Genomic DNA, 13,237 nt, shown 5'->3' on the forward strand with positions numbered 1-13,237 from the left:
GGCCAGTACCGGCTCGTTAGCCCATGTCGGGAGAGCATCGCCGGTAATACCTAATGTGCGGTCCTGGGGTGGCTTGAGCATGTGGGCATGAGGTTACGTGTCATCGACAGTATCGAAACCGCATGCCCGTCCGTCTATCGGAATTGGACGAATTTTTAGCGTAAACAGGAAAAATTCGGTTTGCCAGCTTTGATTGCTTGATGCGAGGAGATGCGATGCAACCGCGCGTCGTCGCCGCACGACAAAACAACGACGCGCATCACCCCTCGCTCAGAAGAACCCCAACGCCTCCGCCTGATAGCTGACCAGCAGACACTTCGTCTGCTGATAATTCGACAGCGCCATCTTGTGCGTTTCGCGCCCGATCCCCGACTGCTTGTAGCCGCCGAACGCCGCATGCGCCGGATACAGGTGATAGCAGTTGGTCCACACGCGTCCCGCTTCGATCTCGCGTCCCATGCGATACGCGCGCGTGCCGTCGCGCGTCCACACGCCGGCGCCGAGGCCGTAGTAGGTGTCGTTCGCGAGTTCGATCGCCTGCTGTTCGTCCTTGAACGTCATCACCGAGGCGACCGGTCCGAAAATTTCCTCCTGGAACACGCGCATGTCGTTGTTGCCGAACAGCATCGTCGGCTTCACGTAGAAGCCTTCGTCGAGACCGGCGGCGGGCGTCGCGCGTTCGCCGCCGGTGAGGCACTGCGCGCCCTCATCGCGGCCGATGTCGAGATACGACAGGATCTTGTCGAGTTGCTGCTGCGACGCCTGCGCACCGATCATCGTGTCCAGATTCAGCGGATGACCGGCCTTGATCCGTTCGACGCGCGCAATCGCCTTCTCGATGAAACGCTCATAGACGGACTCCTGCACCAGCACGCGCGACGGACACGTGCACACTTCGCCCTGATTCAACGCGAACATCGCGAGACCTTCGAGCGCCTTGTCGAGAAACGCGTCGTCGCGATCGAGCACGTCGGCGAAGAAGATGTTCGGGCTCTTGCCGCCGAGTTCGACCGTCGACGGAATCAGGTTGTCCGCGGCCGCGTGCAGGATGCGCTTGCCGACCGGTGTCGAACCCGTGAACGCGATCTTCGCGATGCGCTTGCTGGTGGCGAGCGCTTCGCCCGCTTCCTTGCCGAAGCCGTTGACGATATTGACGACGCCCGCTGGAAACAGATCGCCGATCAGCTCGATCAGCACGAGGACCGACGCTGGCGTCTGCTCGGCCGGCTTCAGCACGACGCAGCAGCCGGCCGCGAGCGCGGGCGCGAGCTTCCATGCGGCCATCAGCAGCGGAAAATTCCACGGGATGATCTGACCGACCACGCCGACCGGCTCATGAAAGTGATACGCGACCGTGTTGTCGTCGATCTCCGAGATGCCGCCTTCCTGCGCGCGGATGCAGCCGGCGAAATAGCGGAAATGATCGACCGCGAGCGGCAGGTCCGCGGCCATCGTTTCGCGTAGCGGCTTGCCGTTGTCGATCGTTTCAGCGACCGCGAGTACCTTCAGATTCTTTTCCATCCGCTCGGCCACCGCGAGCAGCAGGTTCGCGCGCTCGGCCACCGACGTCTTCGCCCATTTGCGGCGGGCGGCGTGCGCGGCATCGATTGCGAGGTCGATGTCGGCGGCGGTCGAACGCGGCACGCTGCAGAACGGCTTGCCGTTGATCGGCGACACGTTGTCGAAATAGTCGGCGTCGACGGGCGGCACCCACTTGCCGCCGATGTAGTTTTCGTAGCGCTGCCGATACGGATACTCGATGTCGATGCCGAGGGCTTTCAGGTCGAATGGGTTCATTACGTGTCTCCGGTTTGTGATGGTGATGGGCACTGCGCCGGGCGACATGAGGCACGAACCGTACCAATGCATCGAAGTACGAAGTTTCCGTGGCTCGCGGTGATTGCGCATCAGGAAGTGTTCCGTTTCGGAACAGTCGCGCGGACAGGGGTGTTCAGAAACGTGGCAGCGCTTGCCGATGCTCGCGCGGAACAAGGGGCGAGAGGCGTGCGCGGGATCGCCGCAGGCGGCAAGCGGGCGGTCAAACGGAGTATCCTGTCGTGACCTATCCAGGCGACCGGCACGACTCGGGCGCATTCAGGAGGAGACAATGCGCGACGACGTTCATCCGGTCAGCCTTGCCGCGGCCAATCGCCCCCATGGCTGGCCCGCACCGGCAATCCAGAAAGCCCACGAACGCTCCGAGACTTTCGGCCTGCGCGCATCGATCCAACCCGGTTACGACATCCTCTCCGACAGCGGCCTCGCGCTGAAGCGCGAGCAGAACCAGACGCTGTGCGCGCATGCGATGCCCGTCATGGAGACGCTGCACGAGCAGATCGTCAACACGCAAAGCATGATCGTGCTGACCAACGCCGAAGGTTTGATCCTGCATTCGATCGGCGACGACGACTTCCTGCATCGCGCCGAAAAAGTGGCGCTGCGACCCGGCGCGAACTGGGCCGAGGATCGCCAGGGCACCAATGCAATCGGGACGTCGCTCGCCGAGGGCTGCGCGATGGTCGTGCATGGCGATCAGCACTATCTGGCGGCGAACCGCTTTCTGACCTGTTCGAGTGTGCCGATTCTCGATCCGTACGGCGACCTGATCGGCGTGCTCGACGTGACTGGCGATCACCGCAGCTATCACCAGCACACGATGGCGCTCGCGAAGATGTCGGTGCAGATGATCGAAAATCATCTGTTCTCGACTGCGTTTCGCGACGTGCTGCAAGTGTCTTTCCACGGACGCGCCGAGTTTCTCGGCACGCTGATGGAAGGGATCATCGCGTTCACCGACGATGGCCGCTTTCTGTCCGCGAATCGCAGTGCGCAGTTTCAGTTGGGCTTGTCGCTTGCCGCGCTGCGTACGCATACGCTGACGTCGCTGTTTCAGATCACGTACGCGCAGTTGATCGATCGGTTGACGCATGGGGTCGCGCCGCATCTGATGCTGAATCTGCACAACGGTGCGGTGGTGTGCGCGCGTGCGCAGTTCAGACGGGCATCGTTGGGGCAGGGGCGTGCGGCGATCGATGTGCCAGGCTCTGCCGCCTCGCAAGCGATGCGTGCGAATGTGGGGGCGTCGCGATCTGCCGAAGGTTTATCGCGGCTCGTCGATCTCGACACCGGCGATGCGCGCGTGGCCGCGTTGATCGCGAAGGTTCGCAAGGTACTCGGCAAGGACATTCCGATTCTGATCACCGGCGAGACCGGCACCGGCAAGGAACTGCTCGCGCAGGCGATTCACAACGATTCGTCGCGCGGCGATGGACCGTTTGTGGCGGTCAATTGCGCGTCGATTCCGGAGACGCTGATCGAATGCGAACTGTTCGGTTATGAGGAGGGCGCGTTCACCGGCGCGCGGCGCAAAGGCGCGATCGGCAAGCTGATGCAGGCGAATGGCGGCACGCTGTTTCTCGATGAGATCGGCGATATGCCGTACTCGTTGCAGGTGCGCTTGCTACGCGTGTTGCAGGAGCGCGTGGTGACGCCGCTTGGGGCGGCGCGGGCGGTGCCTGTCGATGTGTCCATCATCTGCGCGACGCATCGCAATCTGCGCGAGATGATCGCGGACAATCAGTTCCGCGAGGATCTTTACTATCGGATCAATGGGCTTGCGGTTCGGCTGCCGGCGTTGCGGGAGCGGAGCGATCTTGCGGTGGTGGTCGAGAAGATGTTGAAGCAGGAAACCGTTGACGGTGGGCGAGGGCAGGCGCTGAGCGTTGCGCCCGATCTGATGGCGATGTTCGGGCGATATGCGTGGCCCGGTAACTTCCGGCAACTGGCTAATCTGCTGCGGACTGCGGCGGCGATGGTCGAGGACGATGGCGTGATCCGGTGGGAGCATCTGCCGGATGATTTTGTGGAGGAGGTGGGGGGAGGTTCTGTTGCGGCGGGGGCTTCGGGTTCTTCTGCTTCTTCTTTAGCTGTTGCGAGTGCGGATGCGCCTGTTGCTGGTGATGCATCTTCCGCGCACGATGGCGCGCGGTTGCAGGATGTCGCCGCGTCGGTGGTCGCGATGACGCTCGCGCGTTATGGCGGCAATGTGTCGGCGGCGGCGCGGGCGTTGGGGGTGTCGCGGAATACGGTTTATCGACGGATGGTGGCGGCGCAGGCGAGGGGGTTGGTGGGGGAGGATTGAAGTGAGGGCTTGCGCAAGGTCGATTGATGATGGCCGGAGTCACCGGCCATGGTGTCGTCGATGAGTGGGTTGGCTTTCCTGCTTCGATCCTTGATGGGTTTGCTTAGTGGGCGGCGGCTACTGGTTGCGGCTTGGTATTTTTTGTCGATACCAGGATGCTCTTTGCGGTTACTGCTGCTTCTTTCGAGCGAACTTTGCGACGCGAAACGTTTGCGCGGTTTGTCGGTTCTTTTGTTTGCTGCGTTTTTTGTGATGTTTCGGCCAGCAGCTTTGTTGCATGCTTTGCAGTGATGCAACTGCGCGGAACGCCCTTTGCATCGAGGGCGATCACCTGGAATAGTTCACGGTCGCACTCGAGTTCCAGTTGATACTCCTCGGCCGTGTCGACGAGTAATTCGAGCAGCGTTTGACGACGCCGTCTTTCATCGCGCGTGATGGCTGGATTTCTACATATCGAAGACGCAAGCGTGATCAAGGTATCCAGATGAGCCAACTGCCGGTCGCATAAATCGAACGCGGAAAGGGCGAGCTTTTCATACTGAAGTGCGTCGACGGGCGGACGCGAAGCCGGTTGATTTTTGACGGACCTGGTCATGGTGCGATCTCTCCCTGTTGCTTGCTGGATCGCCCGGGCACTCGCTTTTGGGGGAAGGGGTGAGCGGGCACAAGGCAGGGTTGACAGACCGGTGTTACGTCAAGCCGGCGAGCCTTGCGGCTCCCCTACCAAGGCCCGCCCATTGAAATATATAGACGTGCAGAGGTAAACGCACACCCGCCTGGGCGGATGTGCGGACGTAACAATCAGGCTGTCAAACCTGGACGCTGGGTGTTTCCCGGCGACTTGGTAAGTCTACGTGAAGGGCTATCTCGCATTTAGGCTTTTGGGCTGGATGTTGAGCGTTGGTCGAGTGAACAAAGGAAAGCGTGAGGCGACGGGCGTTTGTTCTGTTTTTTGGCGATTCGAGGCGAATTGGTCAATGTTTCATTGGAGCGTCTGTCCGTTGAGGTACAACTCGCCTGAGAGCTATTGAATGACTGCTGTCGGAAAGTGGAGATGGGGTTAACCCGTATTTGGCGCCGCCGCGGCTACGATCGCTCTTGGGTCCAAAAGGCATCGTCGTCTGCTGCTTGTCAATCGGAGTAGTCGGCCACAAACGGTACTCTGAATCGCGCCTGCAGCAACGTCCCCCGACAGTGATATTTGCAACGGAATGAAATCAATTGATCGCGGGCTATTGCGGCTGCTATCGCTTCTCAACTTCAAGATTTGGGGCGGTATTGTTGCAGATTTCGTGTGGCAGTGCGGTACTGGCTGTCACGATTGGAATCAAACCCTGATTCTCTCGCATGATAAGGCGTGGTTTGCGCTTGCGGGAGTATTTCTAGACCTGCACCAAAATCACTAAACTCGGTTCGATGCACCTGACATAAAAAAACGAAAAGTCTAAATTTTACTTTGCACGTTGAAGAATCGCTGTCATTCTTGCCGTCAACATCATCGACCATTTCATGAGAATTGTCGGAAAACCTGACATTTATGTCGAGCATGAAAAAATGTGGTCGACCACCTACGATTGTTCGAAGCGAACCTATAAATAAATTTATGGCTGGGGAGGGAGTATGCTGCGGAGCGCGCCCGTTGAGAAACTCGAAGAAAGTTTGAAAAGTGGCGCTATCGCGACGCTAACAACGTTTAGCGAATACCAAGCGATGGTCGAACGCACTAACGAACGACCCTCCCGCGCAGTTTCACTAATGGGGCTTGTCGGTGAGGTCGGTGATCTTCATAGCATGATGAAGAAGCTCCTTATCCAAAAGGACAATCCTCTGTTTCGAACAGAGCTGCGAGAAGAGTTTGGCGACCTGCTTTGGTATCTGACGAGCCTTGCTTCCCTATACGAAATTCCGCTAGAAGAAATTGCTAGGGCAAATGCAGAGAAGGCTGAATCCCTGTATTCGGAAGGAAGTGTCAATATTTTTGATAGCGGTTTTGCGTCAGATGAGCGGTTGCCGCGGCGCTTCGTTGTTAATTTCTACGAGAAACCTCTGGAGAGAAGCCTTTACGTCAAGGTATCGGTAAATGACGTCGTCATCGGTGATGCATTAACCGACAATTCACACGAGGACGATGGCTATCGCTATCACGATGTATTTCATCTCGCATACGCGGCCGTGCTCGGGTGGTCTCCCGTCTGCCGAGCGCTGCTCAAGTGTAAGCGCAAATCAGATGCAAAGATCGACGAAGTGGAAGATGGAGCGCGTGCGGCTGTAATTGAGGAAGCTGTCTCAATTCTTGTTTTTAATCAGGCAGAAGAACGAGGATGGTATGCAGACCGTAGCTCTATTGACATCGGACTGCTCAAGACTATTCGCAGGATGGTAACGGGCTTGGAAGTGCGTTCTTGTACGGCAAAACAATGGCAGCAAGCGATTTGTCAAGGCTACGCAGTGTTTCGTGAACTGAAGAAAAACAGCGGCGGAGACGTGCTTGTGGATTTGGATAAACAACGGATTACATATCGTGCGTCGCCTATTACAAGAGGAATATCTTCGACGGCAAAGGGGCGACGAGCATGACAATTCCCGTTGTTGATGGTCCTACCGCACTCGAAGCGTGGCGCGCGGGGTGCTCTCTTCTACTCGACGCGCGGGGTGAAGTCAGCAATTTAATTACGACGGTGATTCATCCTTGTCAAGCAGGAGGCGATTGGCTGAAGCGATATTCGCCTGCTCGCATAAAGGCGGGTGCTGATGACGCTTGTGATGTCGCCAATACGTTGTTTCCGTTGCGAACTTTTGAGCGAGTAGCGACGCGATCGGAATTTTACACCCGCTACCTCCGAGTCCATGACCGAGCTCATAGATGGCAACGTGGGCACCATGCATGGGGCACATACTTCGAACGGCTCATTCGGTTTCCGCCGGACGGCGTCAACCAACTGGAGCGAGCGATCGATAAGTTGAACACATGGCCGCAGCGGAACACCACTGGTTTAGTATTTCATCTTTCGTCGCCAGCCGTAGATGCACCTCGTACGAGAGGAGGACCTTGCTGGCAGTTTGGAGAAATTCTTTGGAATTCAGACGATTCCTTGGACCTCGTCGTGGTATATCGGAATCATGATTTTTTCAACAAAGTGCTGGGCAATTTTATTGGCTTGGGCAGACTACTTCGCTTCATATGCGAGGCCTCGAACAAGCAGCCGGGAAAGCTCGTCTGCCACTCAGTTCATGCTTACTTCGATTGTTCTCAGCAACAGCTTCGTTCACTGATTCAATGACGTCCATCGATGATAAGGAGACCAAGTTCCTTGACTTGGTTAGCCGTGTAACCTCCTGCGAAAAGTGTCCTCGGATGACAGGGAGTGCGCGCGTTCTCGGACCCGGATGCGGTCCTCTTGACGCGCCGCTTATGTTTGTTGGCGAGGCACCTGGGCGGCTTGGGGCCGATGGGTCGCATTTGCCCTTTCACGGGGACAAATCCGGGCACAACTTCGAGAGCCTCATCGAACAGGTAGGAATCAGTCGATACGAAGTGTTCGTGACCAACGCTGTTCTCTGCAATCCCAAAGATGAACGGGGCAATAATGCGACGCCTACGCCTGCCGAGATCGCAAACTGTGCACCCTTCCTACAAGAAACAATCGAAATAGTAGATCCCTCACTTGTAGTTACGCTTGGTGCTGTGGCGCTCAAGGCGTGCGGCATACTACAAGCGCATACGTTGTCGCTTCGCGAGCACGTTAGAACGAACAACGCGTGGTTGCGCCGGTCCCTGATACCTGTGTATCACCCAGGGCAACGAGCTATGGTTCACCGCAGTTTCGCAAATCAGCTAAGCGACTATCAATTCGTCGCTGAGACCCTGAGAAGGGGGAAGAAGCAACGCAAGAGATCTACTGGCGGCAAGCCTCGAGCTGATGCTGCAAAACTAGGACACGTTGCTCACCGGATATTGCAGAGTAAGTCAGAAGGGCTTAGTTATTTCGCGCTTCATAAGTTATGTTTTCTGGCTGAGTTGGCCTCACTTGAAACATCCGGGGAACGTCTTACGAATGCGTATGTCGTTCGTCAAAAGGATGGTCCATATTTTGTAGACTTGCACTTGGCAAAACTGCCGCAATTGGTTCCGGGGATCATGATTCGATCCGTCGGCGGCAAAGTCATGCTTGGGCTTACTAGTCAAGTCGATTTCCTTATGAGCGAGTTCACTCAGGCACTGTCTGCCCCTGACGAAGCAGCGGTGAAGGCGGTCGTAGCGAAGTACGGCAATATGCGTGACGAAGAACTAAAAAGGGTCGTCTACTTGAGCAAATATATGCGTGCACTACTCCGAAAAGAAAAATCGAATGGCGCAAATTTTTATAACGCCGCTGTGCTGCCGTTTGTGACGAAGGTTTCGCGTGTGTCTACTTCGGAAAAATCCTCGTAATGCTTTAAAATTAATAGAATTTCCTTGCGAACTCCATATCATTGCCGCGAGTGTGGAAGAGCACGTCTTTCACTCGATGGCTTTAGTTTGATTAGAGCAAGATGGTTCGTTGTCAGGAAAAAGTAGACATCGGAATTTCTGTTGAGGCCGAACGTCGCCTCTTGAATGAAAGCGACGTTCGTGCACTTCGTCGAGCTAATCAGCGAGTTATCAATGCGGACGTTCGCGCGCCTTCAAAACCTGTCTAAGCGAAAGTTCGCGATCAGGAATCGCTAGAATGGATGCCACAACGAATTCGGATCAGTGCCACAATCGATGCATCTGATGATTGCTGTACGTTATGAAATAGAGCCGTTCGCTTCGTCTGTCGCGTGGTCCCTCGCACGCAAGAGAAAATAAGCAGTATTCTGATCTGCACTAAGAACGTTAGTCGTCAAAATGTGTCGCGCCGTGCCGATCAATTTCTTCACGTAGATTTCTTCGCGCGCTTCGTCACCGTGTAGCCGCCAAATAAAAGAACTATGCCTAAAGAGGCTCAGGAGATTTCTTACGTCCCCGTGACTTTCGAATAGGTTCCACAATGTCTTGTGCGCACTCGAAAAAAGGGAACTGAAACGCTCGCCGTAAAAATACTGATAGGCGCTAATAAGATGATTAAGATCACCGCTCTCAATCGTTCCCGTCTCTCGTATTGAACGAGCGGCCAGTTTCACCATCGCTCTTGCTGCCGTGTACGGATCATCGTCGGCCGTTGCTGTCAAATAGACTTGTTTGAGTGCGGAACTGGCTTCTAAATTATCCGTTGTTGTGTCCGTTCGACTTAACACAAGATTGTTAGCAACCGTATCGTAGCCACGTTTTCTTGCCTCTATCTCGATTTTCAAAAGTTTTGCACTGCTGTCGGCTTCCTCCTGCATTTCCAGGATGATCGACTGTGCCTGCAGAGCTGCAGCACTTTTCGGTGCTAACGCTATTACTTGTTTTGCCACGTCCATAGCCGAAGAGTCTTCTAATGACTGAAGGCAGAGCGCGTAGTTGAGCAGTATTGACGTCTTTACATCTCTTGGGCGTTCGTTCTTAAGTAATTTCTCGTAGAGCGCACGTGCTTCGTCGTGCTCGCCGAGCATTCGCAGACTCTTGGCCAGCAGAATCTCTAGGGTTTCTCTATGCGCGACAAAGTCGTCCACTGGAATTATCGCTAAGGCGTCTCGGCACACCGTAGCACAATTCCGGTAATTGGTCGCTTCAAGCAACGCACTGGTATAGATTTTGCATAAATCAAGCACTGGGGCCGCGGACTCGTTTGTCCGCCAAGTCGACGGAGCTGCAAGCAAGCGAGTAACAAGGAAATGTGGATTTTGTAGCAGACTGCCATCATCAGAGGTGAGCGGCCCGTCTAACTTGCGCAAGCTGGCGTGCCCTACGCGCCAACTTTCACCGAAGTACAGTGATGCCGCTTTTCTCACCAGTGCGTCAATCTCCTTTTGCGGCATACGAGACAGCACATAATCACGTACAGGCCGCGGCGCAACGAGAATTTTGACTTGGTCCTCGGCGCCTTCACTGTGTCTAATTAATGTGGCCGACGTACGGATTTGTATAAGGTCTCGCTCAAGTAACTCCTCCCCATGCTTGGGAAAGATCGGGTTGTCATGCTCGATTCGCTTTAATCGTTGAAGCGATTCTCCGTGAGGAAGTATCGCGAGAACTTTAAGCAAAAGCCATGACCGTCTTTCCGATGGGTCATTGGAATCCACAAGTTCGCTAACCGCCTTGATCAGCGACATGGGGATAGTATCTTGAGACGAGATGCTACTTGTTAAATCGCTGCTCGTTGGAGGGCCTAGTTCTGAAAGGCTGACGACGCGTAGCGTACCGAGCGCGCGATCGATTCGTCCGGGCAAGCCGTCTGTATGGCGGAAAATTTCGCTCACGCCGCGAGACGACCGAGCTTCTGATCCCGCCGCCGGATGGGCGAGGAGATACGTCCGTGTGTCCGCCTCATCTAGTGGCTCTAGCCGAACGACGTCAATACTATGCGTCCGTGGTGGTCGTCGAGCCAATAACATAATTACTGAACTTGGGCAGAAATCGCGGAGCATCATCGCGAGTCCTTCCGCATCGCTCTCGACAGAGCGTTCATTCTGGTCGCCTACGCTAACAGGAGCCTCGTCCAATAGTAATAGTGATGGCCCTGCGGACGTTAAGGCTTTGCAAAAGTCAGGAAATGAGCAGCCTGCAGTTGTAGCAAAGCGCGTCAGAAACTCATCTCGTGTCAAATAGTTACCGAGGTCCACCCGATAGACGGGCTGAGTCTCTCGACCAATCCGCTTCGCAATTGACCAAAGAAAGCCGTCACGCCCAAGTCCCCAGTCCGCACAAACCCAAGCCATCCGTTTCTGACGAATGCTCTCGATACATACTTGTTGTTGTAATGGTCGAATTGCGAGGTGCTGCTCCTGTTCTGTGAGCGTATGGATCGCTCCATGCAACGCTTCCTCCCAAAGATGGGCGGTCTCATCAACGGTCGCAGCAAGATCCACAGCCTTTGGAGCCGCGATCACAATTGACCGGGCAGCGTGATTTTGCTTCAAAATAAGTTGATCGACCAAGAATTCCTTTCCCGCGATCAGATCGAAGTTGTCGACATCAGGAACAATTCTACGATCGCCGCTTCGGCGGTTTACGCGGCCCTTTCTCGGCCACAACTTCCATATGGCATCGGTATCGCTAAGTACGATCTGTCCTATTGCATATCCGTGCGCTCGCTCCGTCTTACCATCGGCAAGATGTTCAATACCGAAAAGTGACGAGCTTTGAAAAGTTTTTCTTCCCCTATCGCCGCCCCGGTATATCGTCGTTTGGTCCGGCTCGTGCATATGCCCATAAAGATGGGCTGTAAATCGCCCTGAGGGATAGATCTCAGACTGAAAATGCCTCGAAGCCTCAGGGCTAAGCCAAAATGTAGGATGATGAGTAACTAGAAAATTGACCTGATTCTGGTCGCACCATGCAGGTGGATTGTTGTTGGTCAGTGCATTGAGTTGTCGCAAATCAATCGCGAGTTTCCCCTCGAAATCTTCTTCATCAAGTTGAAGGAATGCGGTATTGAGTCCAATCAGCCCAACGGATACGTCATTGATTACGATCGACGATGAGATGTCACCTGGCAATCGACCAGTCACATATTCGGGAACTGGGATTCCTCGGTCTTTGAGCCCAGCGTACCAGTGGACGTAATTTTCAAATGCCGCTTGCACAACATTGAAGTATTGATTGCTGCTATTCGCCCAAAATTCATTCGAAACGTCCGGATCAATAGCCCATTGCTTTAGCATTTTGATGCGAGCGTCGTTCTTTGCCGGGCGAACCAGATCATGATTTCCGGGTACGGAGAATAGCAGTGGACGCTGCCCTAATTTGTCCAGTTCCTCCCAAATATCCTGCAATTCGTCAGAGAGCGTCGTGAATTCCTTTACGTCGCCCCGTTGGGTAAGATCACCTGAAAAGACAACAAGGTCAATAGGCCCAGCTTCGCCAGTGAGCCTGCGAATATCATCTAGGAAAATGGCCTTAAAATTTGGCCAGAGCCACTGGAAGGACTGTCCGATATGGAGATCGCTTAGATGTAGCCACGAAATTTGTTTGGTCATGTTTTTTCGCTAGAGGTGCGATATGTTTTCTTACCAATGCAACGTCGTACTTTTGAGACAGAGATCCGAATCCCGATATCGGCTCTGGCTAATAAGTCTTGTCATCATACTCGAAGATGCCTACGAGGTTTTCCAGAAGAGTGTGATGTTCGATAAGTTAGCGCATTGCGACATGCCCTGATTTGGAGCAGGCGATAATTGCTGCTACGATATTCTCGGGTCAGACAGCTGGATAGGCTAATTACGCGATATGCATTATCGGAGCGCTAGTGGCCAGTAACCGATGCGATTCCGATATCAAGCATCAGCCGGTGCCTGGGGAGTTTGCTTCATGCTGAGGATAGGTTGAATCTTGCCTTGAACCAAATTTCAGGCCCTGATCGAAGTCGGGAATCATGGAATTTGGTTACTTTTTTAAACATCCTTGACCCCACTCGCTCCCAACAACATCCCCAAAACCCACTATAGTGAAGACCACCTTCACTCTACGGAAAGGGCTCCGATATGGTCGCACGCAAACATCGCACGTTGGCAGCTGGTTTGTTCATCGCCACCTCACTCTACTTTCCTGTCGCCAACGCCCAACTCGGCAACCTCCTTAATCAGGCGGGAGGCAGCGGCGGCGGAGCCGCTGGCGGGCTCGGCAGCCTGGGGAACGCTCTGGGCGGTGGCGCGTCGTTGCAGTCGCTGACATCCAGCAGCACGGGCAACGTCGCCGGGGTACTTCAGTTCTGCATCAAGAACAACTATCTCAGCGGCGGCACCGCGTCGTCGGTCAAGGACGGCCTCATGAGCAAGCTGACAGGAGGGAGCGCGTCGACCGACAGCGGCTTCACCGACGGCGCCAAGGGCATCCTGAATAGCGGTAACGGCAAGCAGGTCGATCTGAGCGGCGGCGGCCTGAAAGAGCAGCTCACCAAGCAGGTCTGCGACAAGATTCTCGAGCAGGGCAAATCCTTGCTATAGAGAGGTGACAGCACACAGTCGGGAGATGTCCCGACTGTGCAGCAT

The 13,237-nt window shown here is 54.9% G+C and carries 8 protein-coding genes; 4 read left to right on the plus strand and 4 right to left on the minus strand.

What is annotated here, in order from left to right; translation table 11 throughout:
- Positions 1-270 precede the first annotated feature (270 nt).
- The gene (gene exaC / locus HHL14_RS30715) at positions 271-1,797 is read right to left on the minus strand and encodes an acetaldehyde dehydrogenase ExaC (RefSeq protein WP_169501365.1); all 1,527 of its coding nucleotides are present in this window, start codon (positions 1,795-1,797) and stop codon (positions 271-273) included.
- Between the two features lie 310 nt (positions 1,798-2,107).
- Between exaC and HHL14_RS30720 the strand changes: the two genes are divergently transcribed.
- A complete protein-coding gene (locus HHL14_RS30720; RefSeq protein WP_169501366.1) occupies positions 2,108-4,141 on the plus strand; it encodes a sigma-54-dependent Fis family transcriptional regulator in 2,034 nt (677 codons plus the stop codon).
- A 103-nt stretch (positions 4,142-4,244) separates the two neighbouring features.
- On the opposite strand, the gene HHL14_RS30725 is transcribed toward HHL14_RS30720, so the two are convergent.
- Both HHL14_RS30725 and HHL14_RS30730 read right to left on the minus strand, forming a co-directional pair.
- Positions 4,245-4,736, minus strand: a complete 492-nt coding sequence (locus tag HHL14_RS30725) for a hypothetical protein (RefSeq protein ID WP_169501367.1) — start codon at positions 4,734-4,736, stop codon at positions 4,245-4,247.
- Between the two features lie 665 nt (positions 4,737-5,401).
- Positions 5,402-5,689: a hypothetical protein gene (locus HHL14_RS30730; protein WP_169501368.1), complete on the minus strand. Its 288-nt coding sequence runs from the start codon at positions 5,687-5,689 to the stop codon at positions 5,402-5,404.
- Between the two features lie 72 nt (positions 5,690-5,761).
- Between HHL14_RS30730 and HHL14_RS30735 the strand changes: the two genes are divergently transcribed.
- Together HHL14_RS30735 and HHL14_RS30740 are read left to right on the plus strand one after the other, a co-directional pair.
- On the plus strand, positions 5,762-6,718 hold the full coding sequence (locus HHL14_RS30735) for a nucleoside triphosphate pyrophosphohydrolase family protein (RefSeq protein WP_230413282.1): 957 nt from the start codon (positions 5,762-5,764) through the stop codon (positions 6,716-6,718).
- Between the two features lie 778 nt (positions 6,719-7,496).
- Complete coding sequence (locus HHL14_RS30740; protein WP_268966666.1) at positions 7,497-8,573, plus strand: uracil-DNA glycosylase; 1,077 nt, start codon at positions 7,497-7,499, stop codon at positions 8,571-8,573.
- Positions 8,574-8,911: 338 nt separating this feature from the next.
- Here the strand turns inward: HHL14_RS30740 and HHL14_RS30745 are convergent, their stop codons facing one another.
- Complete coding sequence (locus HHL14_RS30745) at positions 8,912-12,226, minus strand: metallophosphoesterase (protein WP_169501370.1); 3,315 nt, start codon at positions 12,224-12,226, stop codon at positions 8,912-8,914.
- A 504-nt stretch (positions 12,227-12,730) separates the two neighbouring features.
- On the opposite strand from HHL14_RS30745, the gene HHL14_RS30750 reads away from it, so the two are divergent.
- The gene (locus tag HHL14_RS30750; RefSeq protein ID WP_169501371.1) at positions 12,731-13,192 is read left to right on the plus strand and encodes a DUF2501 domain-containing protein; all 462 of its coding nucleotides are present in this window, start codon (positions 12,731-12,733) and stop codon (positions 13,190-13,192) included.
- The last annotated feature ends 45 nt before the right edge of the window (positions 13,193-13,237 follow it).

It is taken from the genome of Paraburkholderia antibiotica, assembly GCF_012927125.1.
Taxonomy (GTDB): Bacteria; Pseudomonadota; Gammaproteobacteria; order Burkholderiales; family Burkholderiaceae; genus Paraburkholderia; species Paraburkholderia antibiotica.